General features: G+C 55.4%; 23 protein-coding genes and 1 tRNA gene. 10 read left to right on the top strand and 14 right to left on the bottom strand.

Annotated features, from left to right (window positions below):
* Positions 1 to 240: 240 nt before the first annotated feature.
* From tsf to GS630_RS06700, 5 genes are all read right to left on the bottom strand, one after another.
* Positions 241 to 1116, bottom strand: a complete 876-nt coding sequence (gene tsf / locus GS630_RS06720) for a translation elongation factor Ts (RefSeq protein ID WP_171238847.1) — start codon at positions 1114 to 1116, stop codon at positions 241 to 243.
* A gap of 76 nt (positions 1117 to 1192) precedes the next feature.
* Positions 1193 to 1984: a 30S ribosomal protein S2 gene (gene rpsB / locus GS630_RS06715; protein WP_171234285.1), complete on the bottom strand. Its 792-nt coding sequence runs from the start codon at positions 1982 to 1984 to the stop codon at positions 1193 to 1195.
* Positions 1985 to 2150: 166 nt separating this feature from the next.
* Positions 2151 to 2930 carry a 1-acyl-sn-glycerol-3-phosphate acyltransferase gene (locus tag GS630_RS06710; RefSeq protein WP_171619465.1) on the bottom strand — a complete coding sequence of 260 codons (780 nt, stop codon included), beginning with the start codon at positions 2928 to 2930 and terminating at the stop codon, positions 2151 to 2153.
* Positions 2931 to 2992: 62 nt separating this feature from the next.
* Positions 2993 to 3748, bottom strand: coding sequence for a GNAT family N-acetyltransferase (locus GS630_RS06705; RefSeq protein ID WP_171711913.1), 756 nt, complete (start codon positions 3746 to 3748; stop codon positions 2993 to 2995).
* Between the two features lie 103 nt (positions 3749 to 3851).
* Positions 3852 to 4034 carry a DUF3553 domain-containing protein gene (locus tag GS630_RS06700; RefSeq protein WP_050602459.1) on the bottom strand — a complete coding sequence of 61 codons (183 nt, stop codon included), beginning with the start codon at positions 4032 to 4034 and terminating at the stop codon, positions 3852 to 3854.
* A gap of 43 nt (positions 4035 to 4077) precedes the next feature.
* On the opposite strand from GS630_RS06700, the gene GS630_RS06695 reads away from it, so the two are divergent.
* Positions 4078 to 4674, top strand: coding sequence for a histidine phosphotransferase family protein (locus GS630_RS06695; RefSeq protein WP_171173985.1), 597 nt, complete (start codon positions 4078 to 4080; stop codon positions 4672 to 4674).
* Here GS630_RS06695 and GS630_RS06690 read toward each other — a convergent pair.
* The 9 genes from GS630_RS06690 to GS630_RS06650 form a co-directional block, all read right to left on the bottom strand.
* A complete protein-coding gene (locus GS630_RS06690) occupies positions 4671 to 5933 on the bottom strand; it encodes a glutamate-5-semialdehyde dehydrogenase (protein WP_171619014.1) in 1263 nt (420 codons plus the stop codon). The genes GS630_RS06695 and GS630_RS06690 overlap by 4 nt on opposite strands.
* A gap of 32 nt (positions 5934 to 5965) precedes the next feature.
* On the bottom strand, positions 5966 to 7072 hold the full coding sequence (gene proB / locus GS630_RS06685; protein ID WP_171619012.1) for a glutamate 5-kinase: 1107 nt from the start codon (positions 7070 to 7072) through the stop codon (positions 5966 to 5968).
* On the bottom strand, positions 7060 to 8094 hold the full coding sequence (gene obgE, locus GS630_RS06680; RefSeq protein ID WP_171238843.1) for a GTPase ObgE: 1035 nt from the start codon (positions 8092 to 8094) through the stop codon (positions 7060 to 7062). Before obgE ends, proB begins: the two co-directional genes overlap by 13 nt.
* 38 nt (positions 8095 to 8132) lie before the next feature.
* A complete protein-coding gene (locus GS630_RS06675; protein ID WP_171090081.1) occupies positions 8133 to 8669 on the bottom strand; it encodes a GNAT family N-acetyltransferase in 537 nt (178 codons plus the stop codon).
* A complete protein-coding gene (locus tag GS630_RS06670) occupies positions 8666 to 9274 on the bottom strand; it encodes a LysE family translocator (protein ID WP_171619010.1) in 609 nt (202 codons plus the stop codon). Before GS630_RS06670 ends, GS630_RS06675 begins: the two co-directional genes overlap by 4 nt.
* A gap of 96 nt (positions 9275 to 9370) precedes the next feature.
* Positions 9371 to 9640: a 50S ribosomal protein L27 gene (gene rpmA / locus GS630_RS06665; protein WP_039535512.1), complete on the bottom strand. Its 270-nt coding sequence runs from the start codon at positions 9638 to 9640 to the stop codon at positions 9371 to 9373.
* A gap of 11 nt (positions 9641 to 9651) precedes the next feature.
* Positions 9652 to 10266: a 50S ribosomal protein L21 gene (locus tag GS630_RS06660; protein ID WP_171173975.1), complete on the bottom strand. Its 615-nt coding sequence runs from the start codon at positions 10264 to 10266 to the stop codon at positions 9652 to 9654.
* 210 nt (positions 10267 to 10476) lie between these two features.
* Positions 10477 to 11277 carry a DUF2059 domain-containing protein gene (locus GS630_RS06655; RefSeq protein WP_171173973.1) on the bottom strand — a complete coding sequence of 267 codons (801 nt, stop codon included), beginning with the start codon at positions 11275 to 11277 and terminating at the stop codon, positions 10477 to 10479.
* Positions 11277 to 12119 (bottom strand): DUF2059 domain-containing protein, encoded by an 843-nt coding sequence (locus GS630_RS06650; RefSeq protein ID WP_171173971.1) that lies wholly within the window; start codon positions 12117 to 12119, stop codon positions 11277 to 11279. Before GS630_RS06650 ends, GS630_RS06655 begins: the two co-directional genes overlap by 1 nt.
* 123 nt (positions 12120 to 12242) lie before the next feature.
* Between GS630_RS06650 and GS630_RS06645 the strand changes: the two genes are divergently transcribed.
* From GS630_RS06645 to GS630_RS06605, 9 genes are all read left to right on the top strand, one after another.
* A tRNA-Ser gene (locus GS630_RS06645) sits at positions 12243 to 12332 on the top strand.
* 600 nt (positions 12333 to 12932) lie between these two features.
* A complete protein-coding gene (locus GS630_RS06640; RefSeq protein ID WP_171619008.1) occupies positions 12933 to 13973 on the top strand; it encodes a hypothetical protein in 1041 nt (346 codons plus the stop codon).
* Positions 13974 to 14652: 679 nt separating this feature from the next.
* Complete coding sequence (locus GS630_RS06635) at positions 14653 to 15177, top strand: hypothetical protein (protein ID WP_171173969.1); 525 nt, start codon at positions 14653 to 14655, stop codon at positions 15175 to 15177.
* 195 nt (positions 15178 to 15372) lie between these two features.
* Complete coding sequence (locus GS630_RS06630) at positions 15373 to 16401, top strand: alcohol dehydrogenase catalytic domain-containing protein (RefSeq protein ID WP_171237594.1); 1029 nt, start codon at positions 15373 to 15375, stop codon at positions 16399 to 16401.
* A gap of 73 nt (positions 16402 to 16474) precedes the next feature.
* A complete protein-coding gene (locus tag GS630_RS06625; protein ID WP_171173965.1) occupies positions 16475 to 17350 on the top strand; it encodes a branched-chain amino acid ABC transporter permease in 876 nt (291 codons plus the stop codon).
* Positions 17351 to 17353: 3 nt separating this feature from the next.
* Positions 17354 to 18451 carry a branched-chain amino acid ABC transporter permease gene (locus GS630_RS06620; RefSeq protein WP_171619006.1) on the top strand — a complete coding sequence of 366 codons (1098 nt, stop codon included), beginning with the start codon at positions 17354 to 17356 and terminating at the stop codon, positions 18449 to 18451.
* Positions 18448 to 19212, top strand: a complete 765-nt coding sequence (locus GS630_RS06615) for an ABC transporter ATP-binding protein (protein WP_171619004.1) — start codon at positions 18448 to 18450, stop codon at positions 19210 to 19212. Before GS630_RS06620 ends, GS630_RS06615 begins: the two co-directional genes overlap by 4 nt.
* On the top strand, positions 19209 to 19982 hold the full coding sequence (locus GS630_RS06610) for an ABC transporter ATP-binding protein (RefSeq protein ID WP_171173959.1): 774 nt from the start codon (positions 19209 to 19211) through the stop codon (positions 19980 to 19982). Before GS630_RS06615 ends, GS630_RS06610 begins: the two co-directional genes overlap by 4 nt.
* Before the next feature lie 5 nt (positions 19983 to 19987).
* On the top strand, positions 19988 to 21874 hold the full coding sequence (locus GS630_RS06605; RefSeq protein ID WP_171619002.1) for a long-chain fatty acid--CoA ligase: 1887 nt from the start codon (positions 19988 to 19990) through the stop codon (positions 21872 to 21874).
* Positions 21875 to 21889: the final 15 nt, after the last annotated feature.

Below are 21889 nucleotides of genomic sequence, written 5' to 3'. Positions count from 1 at the left end.
TGCAATAACAGAGCTCTCCAATCACTCTGACAAAGGGGCGTTTATTCTTCCGCGTACCAGTGTCGGAATTTTGGGGGGCCCCGACCATCCCCATCAAGCGGGGCCCTCCATTTCATTCTCAGACAACAAAAAAACGTTCATCGCGACTGATTTTGCGCGAACAAAAAAGGGCTACGCACAGCGTAACCCTTTCGTTTTGCAGAGATAAGGCCCCAAGCGGAACCTTTCTCAATAACGTGCTTAGCCCTGAGCGGCCTTGGCAACCTCGGCTGCGAAGTCTTCTTTTTCGACCACGATGCCCTCGCCAACTTCCAGACGGATAAAGCCAGTGATGGTTGCGCCCGCTTCTTTGGCCGCTGCTTCAACGGTCAGGTCAGGGTTCACAACGAACGACTGGTTCAGCAGGGTCGATTCGGCGACGAATTTCTTCATACGGCCTTCGATCATCTTCTCGATCACCTGCTCCGGCTTGCCGGATTCGCGGGCGATGTCCATCTGAACCTGCTTTTCTTTTTCGACAACAGCCGGATCCATGTCGGCCTCAGACAGAGCAGCGGGGTTCACAGCTGCGATGTGCATCGCAACCTGCTTGCCGATGGCTTCGTCGCCGCCCGACAGCGCAACCAGAACGCCGATTTTGCCCATGCCGTTGGTGGCCGCGTTGTGAACGTAGGACACAACGGTGTCGCCCGACAGTTTGGCCATACGACGCACCGACATGTTTTCGCCAATGGTGGCGATCTTGTCGGTCAGGGTGTCGGCAACGTTCTTGCCACCCAGATCAGCGGCCAGCAGTGCCTCGACATTGTCGACGCCTTCCGCGGCGTATGCGATCTTGCCAACCATTTCCTGGAACTCAGCGTTCTTCGCAACGAAGTCGGTTTCCGAGTTCACTTCGACAGCAACACCGTTGCCACCGTTCACGTGAACTGCAACCAGACCTTCTGCTGCGGTACGGCCCGATTTCTTGGCCGCCTTGGCCAGGCCTTTGGTGCGCAGCCAGTCAACGGCTTCGTCCATGTTGCCGCCGGTTTCGGTCAGCGCTTTTTTCGCGTCCATCATGCCTGCGCCGGTCGAGTCGCGCAGTTCTTTAACCATTGCTGCTGTGATTGCCATCTTTGGCTCTCCTCAATTCAAACGGAATTGGGGCAGGTCATACCCTGCCCCATATGTCATTTACGTGACGGGCAGCTTACGCTTCGGCAGGTGTTTCTGCTTCGGCGGGGGCTTCTTCTGCAACGGCTTCTTCAACCGGAGCTTCTTCGAAGGCACCCAGATCAACGCCAGCAGCACCCATCTGAGCGGTCATACCGTCCAGAGCGGCACGTGCGGCCAGATCACAGTACAGCGCGATTGCGCGGGCTGCGTCGTCGTTGCCGGGGATGATATAGTCAACGCCGTCGGGCGAGCAGTTGGTGTCGACAACAGCCACAACCGGGATGCCCAGCTTGTTGGCTTCGGCAATGGCCAGCGCTTCTTTCTTGACGTCGATGACGAACAGCAGATCCGGTACGCCGCCCATCTCGCGGATACCGCCCAGCGAAGCTTGCAGCTTGGCCTGGTCACGTTCCATGCCCAGACGCTCTTTCTTGGTCAGGCCTTCGGCGCCCGATTCCATTGCTTCGTCGATCTGGTTCAGACGGTTGATCGACTGGGAAACGGTTTTCCAGTTGGTCAGCGTGCCGCCCAGCCAGCGGTGGTTCATGTAGTACTGAGCCGACTTTTCAGCAGCATCTGCGATCGGCTGAGCTGCCTGACGCTTGGTACCAACGAACAGAACGCGGCCGCCTTTGGCAACGGTGTCACGAACAGCCTGCAGAGCCTGATCCAGCATCGGAACGGTCTGGGTCAGGTCCATGATGTGGATGCCATTGCGCGAGCCGTAGATAAACGGGCCCATGCGGGGATTCCAACGCTGTGTCTGGTGACCAAAGTGAACGCCAGCTTCCAGCAGCTGACGCATGGAGAACTCGGGAAGAGCCATGCTATTTTCCTTTTCCGGTTTACGCCTGGGCGGGGGTGAAAGAAGCGGATGCTCCAACCGGCGGTCTTGATGAGGATGTCTCCCTCAAAAAGCCCAAACCCCGCCTGCGGGTTTGAATGGCGCGCGTATACGGCAGGTTTGGAAGCAACGCAAGGGCCAATTGCCCTTATTTCTCAAGCAAAGCCAAAGCATGGGCGTGCCTGACGGCATCTTCACAATGCGCTGCCAACGCTTTGCGGTTTTCAAAATCGCTTACCTTTGCCGGAGCGTGATAAATCAGTTCAACAGAACCTTGCCTGTGCGCGCCAAGTGTCTTGAGCAAATGCGGGCCGAACTCCATATCGCCCCACCAGCCGTAAAACCGTTTGGGCTGCCCTTTGGGCGCATGAAAGACGACGGAAACCGGTTGGATATACATGAAGTCGCGCAGCTCATCCGTAAAGAACGCAGCGAAAAGCGTTGTTTTAAATGGCAAAACACGCAATCCATCCGTCGAAGTGCCTTCGGGAAAGAACAGCAGCTTGTGTCCCGCTTTCAGGCGGGTTTCGAACAGTTTGGTCTGTTCTTTGGCTTTTGCACGGTCCCGTTGGATGAACACGGTGCCGGTGGCGCGGGCCAACCATCCGATTCCGGGCCATTTCGCGACTTCGGCCTTCGACACAAAATAGACCCTCTTACGCGCGTTCAGGGCAAAAATGTCCAGCCAAGAGGTATGATTGGCCACCACCGCCCCCTGCTCTTTCATTAACACGCCAGAGGATCGGAACCCAATGCCGAGTATCCGAAACGCACTGCGGCACACAAATTGCGTGATGAACGGCGTGACGGGTCTGCGCACTCCGCACAACGGATACTCAACCATTCGCACGGTTAAAAGCACGATCAAACCACCAAAGACCAGAACGGCCAGCGGCAGCCCTCGAAGGATTACCAGCAGCCACCCCATCACTCCAAGTTCGATCGGATCGGGTGCGTCCTCACTGTTCCAGAGTGCGTCGTTCACGGGTGTCAGGCTCCACCATAGATGCGACGCTGCCGGTCGTTCATACGAGCAGTGTCTAGGATCAGGCACACATCGGTGGTGTTGAATTTGTGATCGATAAAGGCGCCCTCGCCTACGAAACCGCCAAGTCTCAGGTAAGCTTTGATCAAAGCAGGCACCTGAACCATGGCCGCCCGTCGGTCCAAGGCGTCCTTGGCAACCAAATCCATGGATTGAAAAACGTCAGGCTGCGCCCGCACCCGCAACTCGGGAGGGGCCAGATGGTTGTGATGCAACATGGATAAAGGTTGCGCCAATGCGGTGACATCCGTGCCGTGGAAACTTGCGACCCCAAACAGCACTTCGATCTCACGTTCAGTGACATAGGCCGCTAGCCCGTTCCAAAGATGATACATGGCGGTGCCGCCACGATAGTCGGGATGCACGCAGGACCGACCCAGCTCCAGCAACTTGCGGCCACTGCTTTTCAACACCGTCAGATCATATTCATCTTCTGAATAAAACTGGCCCACTTCCGCGGCACGTTCACCCGGCAACATCCTGTAAACACCAATGATTTCACCAGTGTTGTCGTCATATGCCAACATGTGATCGAAATAGGGATCAAACCGGTCTTTCTCTAACCCTGCCTCGTGATCGACCAAGTCGCCACCACCACCCAGTTCGCGCACGAAGACGTCATAGCGCAGGCGTTGCGCAGCTTTTAACTCCGCCTCGGTCTCGGCCAGCTTGACGGTAAAGGTTTTGCCTGTATCCGGCATAAAGGTGGTATCCGCTTTCTTTTCGCCGCTGATACCTCAGTTGATCAACCGAAGGCAACAACCGGTGGTTTGCCCCATGTTGTTAACCTTTCCTAAACCAGTTTCACGGATCAAAGACCGGCATCAGGGCGATGCGCGTTCCGTCGATTACCACTTTCCCCTGCTCGCGAAAGTTCACGGTGATCTTGCCTGCGATGTTGGATTGAACCTGTCCAACGCCCCATTCGGGAAAATCCGGGTGGCGGACAAACATGCCCGGTGCAAGAATGGCATTCATGTCTGTCATGCTGGGCTCCTGAATCCGGCGGCAGATACAGCAGGAGGTACGCATGGGCGCTTCGGACGTCAACCTGGCCGAGTTGATCGGCTCTCGGATCTGCCATGATCTGATCAGCCCAATCGGGGCCATCACCAACGGGCTTGAGCTGTTGGATATGGTTGGCGCTGTGCAAGGCCCCGAGATGGAGCTGATCTCGGGCAGTGTGGGCAGTGCGGGCGCACGTATTCGCTTTTTCCGGGTGGCGTTCGGGTCGGCCAGCGAGCAACCACTTGGGAGAGCCGAAATCACTGAACTGCTCAATGATGTCGAACGCGCAGGTCGTGTGCGGGTCAACTGGAACCTGACCGAACCTGTGCCACGCAATCAGGTCAAACTCGCCTTTTTGGCACTGATGTGTTGCGAAAGCGCGATGCCGTTGGGTGGCACCGTCGATATCACAAGTCTGGGCGCGAATTTGACGGTGACCGGCACGGCAGACAAGCTGAACGTGGACGGCGACCTATGGAAAAACGTGGTCACAGGACGTTTTCCAAACAAGCTTACGCCCGCGCAGGTACAGTTTGCCCTGCTGCCGGAAACAGCCAAGGCGATTGGACGGCGCGTCGCGGTTGAAACCACCGCAACGCGCGTTTCGCTCAGGTTTTAAGCCCGGGTCGTTCCGTCCCCACGGACCAGATACTTGAAACTGGTCAGTTGCGCCGCGCCCACCGGGCCGCGCGCATGCATTTTGCCTGTGGCGATCCCGATTTCCGCGCCCATTCCGAACTCACCGCCATCTGCAAACTGGGTGGAGGCATTGTGCATCAGTATCGCACTGTCGAGACGTTCAAAGAAACGGGCCACCGCCGCATCGTCTTCGGTCATGATGCAATCAGTGTGGTTGGACCCAAATTGCTGGATATGCGCAATCGCTGCGTCAATATCTGCCACGGGTTTGGCTGCAATCACGCTATCAAGGAATTCCTTTCCCCAATCGTCTGACGTCGCGGCCTGTGCACCATCTACCGCCAAAGCGCCTTCGGCGTGAACCTCGACTCCAGCGGCCAGCAGCGCCTCGATCACATCGCGCCCCAGTGTTTCAACAACGTCCTGATGGATCAGCAAACATTCGGCGGCCCCGCAGATGCCTGTGCGGCGGGTCTTTGCGTTCAACACAACATCGAGCGTCTTTTGCGGATCAGAAGCTTTGTCGATGTAAATATGAACAATGCCTTCGAGGTGAGCAAAGACCGGCACACGGGCCTCGCGCTGAACCAGACCCACCAGCCCCTTGCCACCGCGCGGAACGATGACATCGACACAGTCGGTCAGGGTCAACAACTCCTGCACCGCCGCGCGATCCCGAGTGGGCACCAGTTGAATGGCGTCCTCGGGCAAGTTGGCCGCTTTCAACCCTTCGACCAGACACGCATGGATCGCGGTCGAGGAATGAAAACTCTCGGACCCACCGCGCAAGATGACAGCGTTGCCGGACTTCAAACACAGAGCACCGGCATCAGCAGTCACATTGGGACGGCTCTCATAGATCACGCCAATGACGCCCAAAGGTGTACGGACCCGCTGAATTTTCAATCCAGTGGGGCGCTCCCATTCAGCCAGAACTTCGCCCACCGGGTCCGCCTGATCCGCTACGGTGCGCAGCCCGTCGACCATGCCCTGAATACGGGCCTCATCCAGCATCAGCCGATCCATCATCGCCGGGCTCAGGCCCTTTTCACGGCCAAACTCCAGATCTTTTTGGTTCTCTTCGATTATCTTCGCACGATTGGCCCAAACCGCATCCGCAGCGGCAATCAAGGCAGCGTGTTTACGCTCGGCGCTTGCAAAAGCCAGATCACGCGATGCGTCTTTGGCGCGTTTCCCAAGATCGGCCATCAATGCGGGGATGTTGTCAAAATCTTTCATGTCGCGTGCCTTTCAGGTCGTCTTTTCAGTGCTTACAGAGCCAGATCATCCCGATGGATCAAAGCTGCGCGACCCGGGTACCCCAAAGTCGCTTCAATTTCAGAAGACCTGCGCCCTTTGATCGCGTCCGCTTCTTGTGCGGTGTATCGGCTGATGCCCTGAGCCAGTCGCCGTGCTTTGGCGTCAAGAACGGCAACAGGATCACCGCGCCCGAAATCGCCAGTAACTTCTAGAATACCCGCAGGCAGCAGGCTTTTGCCATTGGCCAGAGCGTTGGCAGCCCCGTCATCCACGGTGATCTCTCCGCGTGGTTTCATCGCAGATATCCAACGTTTGCGGGCGGCATGCGGGTCCAAGGTGGCAGTAAACCAGGTTGAACTTGCTCCATTTTCAAGCATTTTCAAGGGGTTCAAAACCGATCCTTCAGTGATGGCCATTGCGCAGCCACCGGCGGTGGCCATCTTGGCGGCCAGCAGTTTTGTCTTCATCCCGCCTTTGGACAGGCCTGAGCCCGCATCGCCTGCCATGGCCTCGATCTCGGGCGTGATGCGATCAATTTTCTCGAAGCGCGTGGCCGAGGAATCCTCGCTCGGATTGCCCGAATAGAACCCGTCTACATCGGACAGCAGAATCAGTTGATCGGCCCCAACCGTCACTGCAATCTGAGCGGCCAGGCGATCATTGTCACCATAACGGATTTCGTCCGTAGCAACGGTGTCGTTTTCGTTCACGATCGGAACCACACCAAGGTTCAACAAGGTCTTCAATGTGGCACGTGAGTTCAGATAGCGGCGGCGGTTCTCGCTGTCTTCCAGCGTCACAAGCACCTGCGCCGTCGTTATCTGGTGCGGCGTCAAAGCCTCCTCATAGGCCCGCGCCAGACGGATCTGTCCCACTGCGGCAGCCGCCTGTGATTTCTCCAGAGGCAACGTAGCCATCGGCAAGCCCAGCACACCGCGACCCAACGCAATCGATCCGGAAGAGACCAGGATTACATCTGTCCCCTGCCCCTTAAGCCAGGCCACGTCCTGCGCCAACGAGTTCAACCAGTCAGACCGAAGCAACCCGGTATCGCGATCCACCAACAAAGCAGATCCGATTTTTACAACAAGACGGCGGGCTGAGGTCAGGGTTGCCAAGGCTGCGCCTCCTCAGCGGGTTTCCGGCGCACGCGATTGTCGTCAATCTGTGCCCTCAACGCACGCAGAACCTCGGTCACGCCTAGATGCGCGACGCCCGACATGGTCATGACAGGGCCACCCACGGCCTCTTCCAGTTCGGCTTTGACCAGTTCACGCTCTTCATCGTCCAGAGCATCGACCTTGTTCAATACGGTGATCCGGGGTTTTTCAGCCAGCTCACCGCCATATGCTTCAAGCTCGTGAATAATAGTCCGGTAATCGTCAGCGACTGATTCAGAGGTACCATCAACCAGATGCAACAGTACGGCACAGCGTTCAACGTGGCCAAGGAACCGGTCCCCGATGCCACGCCCTTCATGTGCGCCTTCGATCAGGCCGGGAATGTCGGCAACCACGAATTCAACGTTGTCGACCCCAACAACACCCAGATTGGGGTGCAGCGTGGTGAAGGGATAATCCGCAATCTTCGGGCGCGCATTCGATGTGGCTGCCAGAAAGGTCGACTTGCCCGCATTGGGCATACCCAGCAACCCCACATCCGCGATCAGCTTGAGCCGCAGCCAGATGGTTCTGTCGATACCGGCCTGTCCCGGATTAGCCCGGCGTGGTGCCTGATTGGTAGCGGACTTGAAATGCAGGTTTCCGAAACCGCCATTGCCGCCCTTGGCCAGCAGAACCCGTTGCCCAACTTCGGTCAGATCACAGATTACGGTTTCTTCGTCTTCATCCAGAATTTCGGTACCAACGGGCACGCGCAGAAGGATATCGTCTCCGTCCTTACCGGTACGCTGCTGGCCCCGGCCTGGCTGGCCATTCTTAGCAAAGAAATGCTGCTGATACCGAAAGTCGATCAGGGTGTTCAACCCGTCCACAACTTCAGCCCACACAGACCCGCCTTTGCCGCCGTCCCCGCCATCAGGTCCGCCGTATTCGATGTATTTTTCGCGTCGGAAGCTGACGCAGCCGCTACCTCCGGCCCCGGACCGGATGTAGACCTTTGCAAGATCGAGAAATTTCATGGTCTGTCCCCTACTGCAAAGGCCCCATCGGCCACAAGTCAGAGTTTTTTACTGTATGTCCAGGTGGGCACATTCGCATCACGCGCCACCGAATAGCTTTCCGCATCGCCCAGATACTGGAACCCGCAATGGGTCAGCACCCGAGCCGAGGCGGGATTGTCCTGAAAAACACTGGCAAACATGGTCGCGTTCTGCAGAGGGTTGGCATTGACCAATGCTTCAACGGCCAAAGATGCAATGCCCGTGTTCCAATAAATAGGCGCAACCCAATATCCAACCTCGGACTGGTTCCGATCCAGTCGTTTCAGTGTGATCAGACCGATCAGTTCCGGGCCACCGTCTTTTATTGCATCCATAACCCAAACATCTTCGTCCCGGTCTTCTGCCATCGAACGCGTCACAAAAGCCTCGGTCGAGCCGGGCGCCAGCGGGTGCGCGATGCTTGTGGTCATGCGTGCCACGCGCTCGTCCCCCGCGTAGTGCTCGATCAGTCCCATGTCCGAACGGCGCAGCGGGCGCAGATCGAACCGCTCGGTTTCTATGACCGGCTGATTTATTATTGCTTCAAGCTTCATTGGTGTGTTCCTCCTCCGAACAACACAAAAAGGACGGACGCAACCGTAAGCCCGGCCAACGTCCACATTAGATATTTTTCCGCAGGGCGACCTTCAACCGAATGAGCAATTCTATCGCCTGCGAAGGTCCAGATCGGGTGCAAGACGACCTGGCAGATAAACAAACAAAGAGCGATCGTGAACGTTGCGTCCAAACTGGACGTGCCAGCCGCGACGAAACCAGTAAACCCAGCAATGATCATGGCCCAGGCCTTGGGGTTCAGCGGATGCACGATCAGTCCGGCCCAAAAACCCGGCACCGAACCACTTGCTCCATTTCGCGACAAGCGAAGATTGGCGATCTTCCAGGCCAACCAGCACACATAACCAGCAGAGGCGTATTTCAGCGCGGAAAACACAAATGGCGCTTGTTCCGCAATTTGCATGAGACCAAAACCCACCGGCCAGATAATCAACTGCTTGCCTAGCACGACACCTGCAACAAACGGCAGGGCCGCCCGGAAACCATAGCGCGCACCTGTTCCCAACAGAACCATATTGGCCGGTCCCGGCGTGCCCACCTGTGAGGCGGCGAAGATTAGAAAACTGGTGGTTGCGACGGGCATCGGTTTTTTGGGATCACAACTGCGTTAAAACGAAAAAGGGACCGGCATTTTCTGCCGGTCCCCCATGAATTTTTTATTAACCTTCTGGGTCTCGGCTTACTCTGCGGCCTCCGCCACTGGCAGGACCGAAATGAAGGTGCGGTTTTTGAGTCCCTTATGGAACTTCACGGCGCCATCGGTGGTTGCAAAGATGGTGTGATCTTTGCCCATGCCTACGCCTTCGCCCGGCCAGAACTTAGTGCCGCGCTGACGTACGATGATGTTGCCTGCGATGGCTGCCTGGCCACCATACAGTTTCACGCCAAGGCGGCGACCAGCTGAGTCGCGACCGTTACGGGAGGAACCGCCAGCTTTTTTATGTGCCATTCTCTCTCTCCTTAGCCTTGAGCCAGCTCTTTGGCTTGCTCAACCCATTCGGGTTTCACTTTGATGGTGTCGATAGCAGCAATCTGCTCGTCCGACAAGGCGGCCAGAGCGGCAAAGCTCTCGATACCGGCCTCAACCAGCTTTTTGGCGGCGGCAGGACCGACACCGTTCAGCTTGGTCAGATCGTCAGCGGCAGCAGCAGCGGCGGGTGCCTCTGCTTTGACTTCTGCTTTCTTGGCAGGCTTTGCAGCAGGTGCCGCTTCGCCAGCCGGAGCAGACCCGGTTGCAGCTTTGATGCCCGACTTGTCAGCGCCCGACGACAGGATGTCGGTGATCTTTACCAGTGTCAGTTTCTGACGGTGGCCAACGGTACGCTTCGAGCTGTGCTTACGACGGCGCTTGACGAATTTGATGACCTTGTCACCTTTGATCTGTTCGATCACTTCGGCCTGTACGCCCGCGCCTTCAACGAAAGGTGCACCAACAACCGGAGCGTCGCCGCCCAGCATCAGAACATCGTTGAATTGAACTTTTTCACCTGCGTCGGCAGCCAGTTTTTCAACGCGGAGCACATCGCCCGCCTGAACCTTGTACTGCTTGCCGCCAGTCTTGAGGACCGCAAACATGCGTCTTTCCTTTTCATACCCGCGTTCTGTGGTCCCCTTTTCGGGTGTTGCTGGCTTAAGCCACCTCGAACAGCGCGCCCTTCTCGGGCTGTGTGACTGACCCTTTCGACATATCTTAAGGGTCAAATAATAACGATACCCGGCGCGGATGACCGGCCGGGATGCGCGCTTATCCATAGAATAGGCGGGAAAGTCAACACCAAAGCAGCATCACAACTCAGAGGCCCTGAGAGTGCGCGCAACCGCTTGCCCCAATTGGTAAGAAATATCGTTGAACATGCGGTCAAAGCCCTCAAAAAGCGCGTCGTTCAGAGCTTGCCCAGTTTCCGTTCTTGAAAAGGCGATGTTCTCACGCATCTGCGCCTCGTCCAACGGACGATAGGCCAGCAACAAAAACGCATAAAGCCAGGCTTCGGTGTCTTCGGTCCGGCTGTCCTTTTGCGACAAAAGCTCGGCCAACAGGCCCTGCGTGTCGGCGCTTGAATCAACATCAAGCCCGCGAAAAAAGTTGTAGTCCGATGTCAAAGAGCCCTGAACGTTCTTTTCAATCAGTTCGTTCACTTCGATATATTCCTCGACCAAAGCAAACCTAGCTGTTGCGCGCTCGGTTGCTGCAAACGCATCACGGGCCATTTCTTCGATCGTGGGATCCGACATGGCCTGGCGGGCCGAGTTTTCAAGCGTCACTATGGTCCGACCAAGGTCGCTTTCAAAAAACACAATGGCCTGATCAAGTTGCGTGTCCGACATGCCGGTCTCAAACGCTTCGGTCAAATGGTCCTGCATCCAGATCGGGTCATAGATGTCTTGCACTTGGGCCTCAAAGAACGCACCCCCCGCATTGTTCAAAAGCGTTTCATCGAGATTTTTTCGGTGCTCCTGTCCTTCAAGCACCAAAATCTCCATCACCTCAGCCAAATGCATTGCCTGCGCCAACCGATCGATCTTTTCGTTAGCCGATGCAGGCAATCCTAAAACGGCAAGGGCCAAAGCAAGCAAAAGACGCCGCATCAAATATCCTGAGCGGGATGCAGATCAGCCATCCGCGCGGCAAGAACCTCGAAGCGCCGGGCCATGATCTCGAATTGAATGACATTCAAAAGCTCATAGACTTCCTGCATCAACGGCTGTTCCAGCGCTTCGACATATGCGTTGACATCCTCGTCCGAAAAGTCCTGGTACGTATAAGCCGCGCCTGCAAGGCTGGAGAGTTGCAGAGACTGGCGCATCGCAGGTTCATTTCTTTTCAAAAGCTCCCGCAAGCCTTCCGCATCCGTCTGCAATTCGATCACGCCCGATGCGCTGGCGGCCAGAAGGAAGCGCAGCTGTATTTCCTGCCACGCCCGAAGCGCTGTGCCGGTCGAATCAATCGCCGCATTCATACGCTTGAAGCTTTCGACCCTCTGAGACCCGTCCTTGATCAAATCCGAAATGATCTGCTGGCCTTCCAATTGCTTGGCCTCGTCGTCTTCATTCATGTGCGAGTCGTTTTCGACCGCAACCAGACGCTGCCCCAGATCGGACGCATAGAATTCAACCGCATGTGCCAAGGCCTTATCGGTTAGCGTTTCCTCAAGAATGGAAACAGCTGTCTCATGCATGGCATCGACATCGAATACTTCATCTGTCAGGCGTGCCCAATCCGAGCCGAACCCGTCCGGGTCAATGCCAAGCATCTCAGGCGCAGAACGAGAGCTGAGCGTGATGCTTTCCAGCGCCACATCAAATCCGGTTGTGGTCAGAAACGCCTCGATCCGGTCCCGGTTGGCCGCAAACAGGGGCGCGACCGCCAAAACAAGCGTCAAGGCTGCCAAGAAAAGCAGAGATGTTACGCGATGTGCAAGCTGTGTCATGGCAATTAGAGTAGGCGTTTTCCGCCCGCAGGCAACGGAAAAACCCGGCTTTGACAATTTCTGGAATTTTCTGCTTGCACCCCTGCCCGTTCCTTACTAAATCCCCCCCTCACAGACCCCCGCGGAGAGGTGCCGGAGTGGTCGAACGGGGCGGTCTCGAAAACCGTTGTGGGTGCAAGCCCACCCAGGGTTCGAATCCCTGTCTCTCCGCCACTGCTTCAATGGCTTAAAAACTTGTCCTGGTCGAAATCCTAAAAACGCTGTTCGTCCGTTTGGCATTGCTCTCACTTTTAAAGAAATTAGCACCTAAATTGGAATTGAGGCTACGGCCTGGCTACGCAAAAAATAGCCGCAAGACGAACAGATAATCGGGGCTCGCATTTCAAAGGTATTTTTTGCCTGGTTTTTGCTGAACCGTGAACAGTTTTCACCCAAGCGCTACCGCGTCATCTAAAAATCATTCGCACGTGAAATATTGCTCCGTAGACTCAAACACGCGTGTCCAGATTTCCTCGTTGCCGCAACCCTGTTTCTCTTAGTGCTTCAACATTGAGGGCCGGTATGATGCCTAAGGTTATGAACCGGCAAGACGACGAGCGACACGCCGGTCATACCCCCTATCGGTCCCACGAGCTATGAGAGATATTCCATGTTGAACGGCCATCTTCTGGCATCGGGATCATCAGGCGAAACCCAACAACTAAATACGCTTGAGCACCAGTAACTGCCATGATACCAGCTTAAGCACTAAAAAACGAACGAGATATTCTTTGGAATACACGTGAATTACCAAATTAAACTCAACCCGCAAAAATGACATCCATTCGCACCAGTCGCGTTCAAGAACCAAAGATCGATCGCCTGATTGTCCACTTTGGCATGCCGAAGACCGGCTCTAAAGCTCTTCAAAAAATAATTCGAAGAAACGTGTCCGATGATCTTGCTTACCCTCTTTCACAAGGGCGGTGGCATCGGTCAATTCACGACGCACTTCTAAAAATGGACGATGGCCCGCTCCTTTCAAGCTTAGAAGAAGTCGCTGGCACTCGATTGGCGATAATCTCCTACGAGAATTTCTCCGCGCTACCTGACGAAGCGCTGAAGATACTCTCTGACCGCGCCAGAACGGCAGCAAACGAGACCTGGGCAATGCTGTTTTTGAGAAAGCAAGACGAATACGCGGAAAGCTTAATAAACCAAATGTGGAAGGCGCACAAAGTTTCCTGGGAAAAGGCAAATAAGGTGCAAAGTGATTTGCTCGAGGGCAAATTGTCGTTAGATTACGAAATGATACTCGATAGGATTGGGGCAGGCTTCAATCGTGTAGTTCCCTTGGTCTATGACAAATCAATTTCCTCGCATATCTCTTTTTCTAAGGCTGTTGGAGTAAAGCTGGATGCGCCAGCGAGTTTGACAAGCGGACGCGTCAACCCCGCACTTAGCGCTGTCGAACTTGAGACAATGCGCGAAGTAAAGCGTCTTGCAGGTAATCACGAAAAACTTTCTGACATCGTAACGGCGACACGACGCGCTTTTAATTCCAAAGCTGAGGATCCCAACGCTTCGTCAATGATTGACGGGCCTGCAACTTGTCTAAGCGACGAGCAGCGTGAAACAATAATGAATCGATACGCAAGTTCTAATGAGCGTGTGCGTGAACGTTGGTTCCCAAACCGAGCGGAGCTTTTTCCGAATAGCAACAAACTTCGGGATAACTCTACCGAGCGTGTTCGCAAACGTTGGTTCACAAATCCTGCCGGGCTTTTTTCGAAAAGTAATGCGAACCCGGACACAACTCACGCGAAACCAAGGCTTGATGTGGTGAGCCGTGTACAGCGCGAATTTGACTTATAGACAAACTAGGGTCGGGCTAAATTAAGTCTGGCTGTCGAAGGTAGCCGCTATCGCACACATATTGGTTTGATTAAATCCTTCGCAAAATTCATTATTCGCAAGTCATAAACGGAAGCCAGTTATCGACCTACGTGGTGAACTTTCCCCATCGATAAACGGTCGACGCTGACGACGCTGGCTTTTGAAAATGAAACCAGATCCCAACCAATTGGTAGGTCGAAAAAGGGAAAGTGGTTCGTATGCTTGGAAAGTTAATCGCTTTGGCGGTTTAACCCACATCTGTTGACTTTGTCCTACGTGAATTACTGCACGCCCCTTTCGTGGCGGTCACCTTATTGTCAGCAAAAGCATAGCAGACTAAACCTTTTTGACAGCACCGAAAACCGTTTTGGGTGCAAGCCCACCCAGGGTTCGAATCCCTGTCTCTCCGCCACTCCCCGGCTTGGCCTTGAATTCAAAAGTTGTGCAGAGAATTGCTCTGGCTTTTAGTGGGGCAAGCGGATGGCTGCGCAATTGCAATGCGCGATTTCCCAAAGCAGCGTGATGTTGCCGTATGCAAAGCCTTGTATCAGCGTAGGCTGGCTCAAACCTCTATTCTGCTGAGAATTCAAAGGAATTCCCCTTTGTCATTGCGTTAGTCTTCAGGCATCCCGGCGACACAAATTCAAAGGAGATTCATATGTCGCGCACTCTTATTTTGGCCGTCATCATCGCTGTAATCGGCGTTGGCGGCTACTATTACCTCAACCAACCCGAACCTACTCCGGCAGAGCGTTTGCAAACAGCCGCAGAGGAAGCTGGCGATGCCTTGACCGACGCTGCCTCTGACGCTCAAGACGCTGTGTCAGAGGCCGTTAAAACCGCAACGGAACAAGCCTCTGAGGCGGCTGCATCAGTGGCCGATCAGGCAGCCGAAGCGGCATCGTCGGTCGCGGATCAGGCGTCAGAAGCTGCGCAACAGGCGGGCGATCAGGTCGCCGCGCTGACCGATCAGGGGCAGGAGTTGCTGAATTCCTGGATTCAGGAAGGCAAGCTAAACCCAGCCAATTTCGACTATGACGGGATCATGGCTTCGCTGGAAGAAAGCACTCTGGCGGCCGACCTGAAAAAGCAGGCGATCCAGATCGTAAACGATATCAAAGCGTCGCCTGAGACCATCGCTCAGAAAATCCAGGAACTGACCAACCTGTTGACACAACAATAAAATACTTGGGGTCGACCTTGTGGTTTGGCCCCACCCTATGGGCGCATCTTAGGTGCCCCCACGTTATTTCGGCATTGAATTGACGCCCCGAGCGGCTTTTGATTGGCTCATTCCAAAGCTCGGCACGCGCCACGCCTGTTAAGGGTACGTGTTTAATACGGCGATTTCGACTTCAGATTTGTTGAGGATGACCAAATGACAGAACTGCCACAGACCATGTTTGCCACTCTATTAAAACATGAAGGATATTCTGGCACATCCAGCGGGCCAGCCATATCTGACGCAGCCGAATGGTTGGAACCCGCAGAGATACCCGTGCCACAGCCTGGCCCTGGTCAGGTTCTGATCAGATTGAGAACCGCATCGGTCAACCCGTCCGACTTGCATTTCATCAAGGGCGAGTACGGCCAACCTCGCGTAAAGGGATCCCCTGCAGGTTTCGAAGGATGCGGTGATGTTGTGGCCACCGGAAAAGGTGCCGAAGCCCTGCAAGGTCAGCGGGTTGCCTTTGTTGCTGCCGGATCGGGGGCCTGGGCGGAATATGTTGTCACGCAGATGCAAATGTGCATTCCGTTAAGGCCGGATATCTCGGACGATGACGGGGCCGCGCAGATCGTCAATCCGCTGACCGCGATGGCGATGGTAGACATGGCCAAGGCCGACGGCGACGCGTTTGTCGTGTCTGCCGCAACCAGCCAGCTTGGAAAACTGATGTGCAGCCTTGGGCGTGATCTTGGGCTGAAACCCATTGCGCTCGTGCGGCGCGCGGAGACCGTTGAGACGTTGAAAAGCCTCGGCGCTGCCGAAGTCCTGGTGACGACAGATTCAGATGTTGTTGAGCAATTTGCCGGACTGAGCACGTCCATGAAGCCACGCGTTTTCCTTGACGCCGTGACTGACCAACTGTCGGAACAATTATTCTGCGCCATGCCAAACCGAGCGCGTTGGATCACCTATGGCAAGCTTTCGACCGAAGCGCCGACGCTCACCCAAACCGGCCAGTTGATCTTTATGGGCAAGCGGATCGAAGGTTTTTGGCTGACGCAATGGATGATGTCGACGCCACCGGCCGATCAGATGCGGGTGGTGGCCGAGGTTCAGGCGCGTTTTGCAGACGGGCGCTGGAAAACAGATGTTTCTGAACACCTTACACTCAGAGATCTGGTGCCAAATTTAGCCAATGCGCTGAAAAAGAGTGACGGAAAGGTGATAATCACGCCATAGTAGAAGAACCCCACGCACCCCGAAGACTTGCGTGAGGCTGACGGCACCTGTTGCTCGTTGGAGGGAGGACAGTTTGGATAACGCACAGCTGCTGATCAGCGGACTGGCGAATGGCTGCGTCTATGGCCTGATCGCACTTGGCTTTGTTCTGATCTACAAGGCGACCGAAGCGGTGAATTTCGCGCAGGGTGATTTCATGATGCTGGGGGCCTTTGTGACTATCGGCCTGACGAATACTGAATATATGGGCCTGCCCTTCTGGCTCGCCCTGCCGATCTCACTGGGGATTATGGGTGCCTTAGGCTATCTGCTGGATCGGCTGATTATCCGTCGATTGTTCGGTGAAAGCCAGACCGCAGTCGTCATCCTGACCATCGCTTTGGGGTTCGTGATCCGCTTTGTTGCGGGGTTGATCTGGGGGCACGAGCCGCAAACGCTGCAAAACCCGCTTGCCGGTAAAGAGGTCCGCTTTGGCGGTCTGGTTCTGGGGATGGAAGATGTGGCGGTGATTGTTGTTACGATCCTTCTGACCGGGGCGCTTTATGTCTTCTTCAGCCGCACAAAACTGGGCCTTGCGATGCAGGGCGCGTCGCAAAACCAATTGGCGGCCTATTACATGGGCATTCCGGTCAAACGCGTTCAGGGCTTTATCTGGGCACTGGCCGGGATCGTTGCCGGGATCGCCGGTATCCTGTTTGCCGCCAAGGGAGCGGTGGACCCGACCACCGGTTTGCTGGGCATCAAGGCCTTTGCAGCAGCGGTCATTGGCGGCTTTGGCAGTCTGCCGGGCGCATTGGCCGGAGGGCTGATCGTCGGTGTGATTGAACCCTTTGCCAGCCGCTATATTGCCGCGGGTTATAGCCAGGTCGCGCCCTATGCTCTGCTGCTGGCCGTGCTGATTTTCCGGCCCAACGGGCTGTTCAGTCAGGTTCGGGTTAAAAAGGTCTGACTCATGCGGATCGTGTTTAAAACCAACTACATGCAGGATATCCGGCCTTGGAAAGACCGGTATCAACTGTGTCTTTATCTGATCCTTCTGGCCGTCGTTGCAGCGGCCCCATGGTGGCTGGACGCATTCTATCTGGGTGAACTGACAAATGTTTTAATCTGGACCATTGCTGGGCTGGGCCTGATGATCCTGACCGGCCATACCGGGCAAGTCAGTCTGGGACATGCCGCTTTTCTGGCTTTTGGCTGCTATGCCAACGTTGCACTGATCGAAGCAGGGGTTCCCTTTCTGGTCGCTTTCCCACTGGCAGGAATACTGACTGGCATCGCGGGCGTGACAGTTGCCATCCCTGCCTTGCGCCTTCACGGTATCTACCTGGCCATCTTCACCATGGCCCTTTCGATCCTGATGGATGACATCATCGTTCTGTCTGAACCCATCACTGGAGGCGTCGCAGGCAAGTATGTCGGCGGGGTCGAGATCTTTGGCCATTTGGTAGATCGCTGGGGTACGCCGGATCTGTTCTTTTGGCTGGTTCTAACCGTAACGGTTCTAGTCACCTTGGGCTATATCAACCTGCTGCGAGCACCGCTGGGGCGCAGTTTTATCGCTGTGCGTGACTCAGAGGTTTCGGCTCAGGCGATGGGCATCGACATTGCGCGCACCAAAATGATCTCATTTGCCTTGTCCTGTGCTGTGACGGGCTGGGCCGGGGCTTTGATGGGGCTTTTTGCCGGTGCCTTCAACAATGAAACCTTCAGTGTTCTGATCTCGATCCAGTTGCTGATGATGATCGTGATTGGCGGACTGGGGTCGATCCACGGGGCATTTCTGGGTGCGATCGTGATCGGGTTCCTGCCGCAATTCCTTTCGATCTCTAAAGAATATGTCGGAGCCTTGTTCGGAGGAAACACAGTCGCCATTCCAGGCCTGGAATTCGGAATCTTTGGCATGATCCTGATTGCCTTCATCCTGTTCGAACCCATGGGCCTTTATGGTCGCTGGCTAAAGATCCGCACTTGGTTCGAGTTGTTCCCCTTCTACCGCAAGGACATGTTCAAACGGCAAAAATCTTATCTAAAGACAGAGCGTCTAAGATGAGCCTGCTGGAGTTTGAAAACGTAACCCTGAAGTTCGGCGGCCTCACTGCGGTCGATAACCTATCGTTCGAAGTGCTGGAGGGCGAGGTTTTTGCCATCGTCGGCCCCAACGGTGCTGGCAAATCGACTGTATTCAACCTGATCTCGCGGTTCTACGAGCCCTACGCCGGGTCGATCCGGTTCGACAGCCATGATCTGCTACGTGTCAAACCCTCGGGCGTTGCAACCTTTGGCGTGGCACGGACGTTCCAGAACATCGAACTGTTCGAGCACGCAACCGTTCTGCAAAACCTTCTGGTTGGGCGGCATAGGCATCGACAAACAAATCTGCTTTCCGAGCTTTTGTTCCTTCCGTCCGCCCGACGGCAGGAAATCGAAAACCGCGAGAAGGTCGAAGAGATCATCGATTTCCTCGATCTTCAGGCCTATCGCGACAAGATGATCGCAGGGCTGCCCTATGGCGTGCGAAAAGTGGTTGAGGTCGCGCGCGCACTGGCAACTGATCCCAAACTGCTGTTGCTGGACGAACCCGCCTCAGGCCTGTCGGTCGAAGAAACCAGTGACATGCGGTGGTGGATCGATGACATCCGGCGTCAGATGGGCATCACCGTGCTGATGGTGGAACATGACATGGGCCTGGTCTCGGGCGTGTCAGATCGGGTTTTGGCCATGGCAGACGGCGCTGAACTGGCATTGGGCTCTCCGGCGCAGGTGCAGGCCCACCCGGCTGTTATCGAAGCGTATCTGGGAAAAGTTTCATGACCGAGCCGATCCTGAAAATACGCAATGTCGAAAGCTTTTATGGCCCCATCATGGCCATTCGCGGGGTTTCATTGGATGTGCACAAGGGGCAGATCGTGTCGATCCTCGGGGCCAATGGCGCGGGAAAGACGACGCTGATGAAAACCGTGTCGGGCGTGATGGACCCGGAAAAGGGACAAATCACCTTTGATGGTCAAGACATTCAGGGGGCCGAACCACATAAGGTCGTGCAACGCGGGATCGTGCATATCCCCGAAGGGCGCGAGGTCTTTCCCCTTCTGACTGTTGATGAAAACCTCAGCCTTGGTGCCTATTCTCGCAAGGACAAAGACCAGATCGAGCAGGATCGTGAACTGGTCTTTAGCTATTTCCCCGTCCTCAAAGATCGACGCGGGCAAGAGGCTGGCACACTGTCAGGCGGTCAGCAGCAAATGTTGGCGATCGGACGTGGGCTGATGGCCCGTCCTCGCATCATGTTGCTGGATGAGCCATCACTGGGCCTGTCGCCGATGCTGGTGCAAGAGATTTTTGAGATCCTCAGGCGCCTCAACCAAGAACAGAAGATGACCATGATGCTGGTCGAACAGAACGCTCATGCGGCACTGGATCTGGCCCATCATGGCTATGTGATGGAGGTTGGACGCATCGTCATGGACGGTAGCGCCGAGGCTTTGTTGAAATCCGAGGACATTCAGAACTTCTATCTTGGTGTGCGTGAAGACGGCGCGCGGGAAAACCGGCGCTGGAAACGGAAAAAGACGTGGAGGTAAGACGGATGGATGCCAGCCCCCTGCCCCCGCAGACCACAATCAACGGCGTGCGCTTTAACGCAACAACAGGTCAAAGGCCGCTGCGGGTGGACGGCTGCATCACCATAAGCGAGCTGTTTCAACACCGCTGCGCCGAGCTGGGCGAACGCACCGCGCATCGGGAAAAAGATCTAGGCATTTGGAGATCCTATTCATGGGCCGATTACTGGCAACACGCCAAATGGATTGGTTTGGCGCTACGGAAACTGGGGCTGGAACGGGGCGATGTGGTCTCGATCCTATCCGAGGATCGCAAGGAATGGGCGTGGTTCGACATGGGTATTCAGGGCGTCGGGGGGATAGCCTCGGGCGTTTACACCACCGATTCCGCCAGTCAGTTGCAATACCTGATCAATGACAGTGGCAGCAAATTCCTGATTGTCGAAGATGAAGAACATCTGGACAAGTTCCTGGAAATCGAAGCCGAAGTTCCGGACCTGATCAAGGTGATCATTCTGGAAGACGAAGGTCTGCACGACCTCAAGCACCCACGCTGCATGATGATCGACGACCTTTACGCGCTTGGCCGAGAGGCAGAAACAGCCGATCACGGGCGGTTCGAGGCCGAAATCGCGCTGGCGAAACCGCAGGATACGGCGCTGCTTGTCTATACCTCTGGCACCACAGGACAGCCCAAGGGCGCGATGCTGAGCCACGAGAATATCCTTGCTGCCATTGAATCCGGCGCGCGGGCCTTACCGGTTCTTGCCAGTGATGAGCAGCTTTGCTTCCTGCCGCTGTGTCATATTCTGGAACGGGACGTGTCGGTCTATTTCCCGCTTGCGGCCCGCTGCACTGTGAATTTCGCGGAAAGCCCGGAAACCGTATTTGCGAACCTGCAGGAGGTCTCGCCCTCGACCTTCACGGCTGTGCCGCGCGTGTGGGAAAAGATTTATGCGCATGTGCAAATTCTGACGCAGGAGGCCACACCGTTGGGGCGCGCGGCCTTTGGGATGGCATTGAAAGCAGGCGCTCGCCGCGCCGAATACAGGGCGGCAGGGAAACACGTTCCGATCGGTATCGCGGTGCAGTTCTGGATATGGGATCAACTGGTTCTGAAGAACCTGCGTCGTATGCTGGGCATGGACCAACTGCGTCGTGGCGGCACCGGAGCTGCACCGATTTCGACTGACTTGCTGAAATGGTACTGGGCCATCGGAGTACCTTTGGTCGAAGGTTTTGGGATGACTGAAACCGCCGGGTTGGCCACGCTCAACACCGTTGAAAGCAACAGGATCGGGACCATCGGCCAAGCCGTCGAAGGCTGCGACATCCGTATCTCAGAAGACGGTGAAATCCAGCTGAAAGGCATGAATATTTTTCAGGGATATTGGCGCAACAATGCCAAGACGGCCGAGACATTTACCGCTGACGGCTGGCTGCGCACGGGGGATATGGGGCATGTCGACAAGAACGGTTACGTCACCATAACGGGCCGCCTTAAAGACATTATCATCACCGCGGGTGGTAAGAACATTACCCCGGCCGAGATCGAAAGCCGGTTGAAGTTCAGTCATTATATTTCTGATGCGATCCTGATCGGTGACCGGCGAAAATACCTGACGGCCCTGATCATGATTGATCAGGAGAATGTCGAGAAATTTGCACAAGATCAAAAAATCCCGTTTTCTAATTTCGCCTCACTCTGTGCCGCGCCTGAGGTATGCGATCTGATCGGTGCCGAAGTTGCAGCCGTGAATACCCAGTTTGCACGGGTTGAACAGATCAAGGATTTCCGGCTGATCGACGTGCTTTTAACAGCCGAAGACGATGAACTGACCGCTACGATGAAGCTGAAACGGGGTTTGGTGGAAAAGAAACACGGACATCTGATTGAAGACATGTACAGTTAGACAAGGGAATTTCGG

Origin of the sequence: Ruegeria sp. HKCCD7303 (assembly GCF_013111185.1) — a bacterium.
Lineage (GTDB): Bacteria > Pseudomonadota > Alphaproteobacteria > Rhodobacterales > Rhodobacteraceae > Ruegeria.
This window is presented reverse-complemented; position numbering and strand designations above follow the sequence as displayed.

Excerpts from the sequence above, each read along its gene's own strand:
- tsf (WP_171238847.1), bottom strand. The coding sequence starts at position 1,116 with ATGGCAATCACAGCAGCAATGGTTAAAGAACTGCGCGACTCGACCGGC.
- rpsB (WP_171234285.1), bottom strand. The coding sequence starts at position 1,984 with ATGGCTCTTCCCGAGTTCTCCATGCGTCAGCTGCTGGAAGCTGGCGTT.
- GS630_RS06710 (WP_171619465.1), bottom strand. The coding sequence starts at position 2,930 with ATGGGGTGGCTGCTGGTAATCCTTCGAGGGCTGCCGCTGGCCGTTCTG.
- GS630_RS06705 (WP_171711913.1), bottom strand. The coding sequence starts at position 3,748 with ATGCCGGATACAGGCAAAACCTTTACCGTCAAGCTGGCCGAGACCGAG.
- GS630_RS06700 (WP_050602459.1), bottom strand. The coding sequence starts at position 4,034 with ATGACAGACATGAATGCCATTCTTGCACCGGGCATGTTTGTCCGCCAC.
- GS630_RS06695 (WP_171173985.1), top strand. The coding sequence starts at position 4,078 with ATGGGCGCTTCGGACGTCAACCTGGCCGAGTTGATCGGCTCTCGGATC.
- GS630_RS06690 (WP_171619014.1), bottom strand. The coding sequence starts at position 5,933 with ATGAAAGATTTTGACAACATCCCCGCATTGATGGCCGATCTTGGGAAA.
- obgE (WP_171238843.1), bottom strand. The coding sequence starts at position 8,094 with ATGAAATTTCTCGATCTTGCAAAGGTCTACATCCGGTCCGGGGCCGGA.
- GS630_RS06675 (WP_171090081.1), bottom strand. The coding sequence starts at position 8,669 with ATGAAGCTTGAAGCAATAATAAATCAGCCGGTCATAGAAACCGAGCGG.
- GS630_RS06670 (WP_171619010.1), bottom strand. The coding sequence starts at position 9,274 with ATGCCCGTCGCAACCACCAGTTTTCTAATCTTCGCCGCCTCACAGGTG.
- rpmA (WP_039535512.1), bottom strand. The coding sequence starts at position 9,640 with ATGGCACATAAAAAAGCTGGCGGTTCCTCCCGTAACGGTCGCGACTCA.
- GS630_RS06660 (WP_171173975.1), bottom strand. The coding sequence starts at position 10,266 with ATGTTTGCGGTCCTCAAGACTGGCGGCAAGCAGTACAAGGTTCAGGCG.
- GS630_RS06655 (WP_171173973.1), bottom strand. The coding sequence starts at position 11,277 with ATGCGGCGTCTTTTGCTTGCTTTGGCCCTTGCCGTTTTAGGATTGCCT.
- GS630_RS06650 (WP_171173971.1), bottom strand. The coding sequence starts at position 12,119 with ATGACACAGCTTGCACATCGCGTAACATCTCTGCTTTTCTTGGCAGCC.
- GS630_RS06640 (WP_171619008.1), top strand. The coding sequence starts at position 12,933 with ATGACATCCATTCGCACCAGTCGCGTTCAAGAACCAAAGATCGATCGC.
- GS630_RS06635 (WP_171173969.1), top strand. The coding sequence starts at position 14,653 with ATGTCGCGCACTCTTATTTTGGCCGTCATCATCGCTGTAATCGGCGTT.
- GS630_RS06630 (WP_171237594.1), top strand. The coding sequence starts at position 15,373 with ATGACAGAACTGCCACAGACCATGTTTGCCACTCTATTAAAACATGAA.
- GS630_RS06620 (WP_171619006.1), top strand. The coding sequence starts at position 17,354 with ATGCGGATCGTGTTTAAAACCAACTACATGCAGGATATCCGGCCTTGG.
- GS630_RS06615 (WP_171619004.1), top strand. The coding sequence starts at position 18,448 with ATGAGCCTGCTGGAGTTTGAAAACGTAACCCTGAAGTTCGGCGGCCTC.
- GS630_RS06610 (WP_171173959.1), top strand. The coding sequence starts at position 19,209 with ATGACCGAGCCGATCCTGAAAATACGCAATGTCGAAAGCTTTTATGGC.
- GS630_RS06605 (WP_171619002.1), top strand. The coding sequence starts at position 19,988 with ATGGATGCCAGCCCCCTGCCCCCGCAGACCACAATCAACGGCGTGCGC.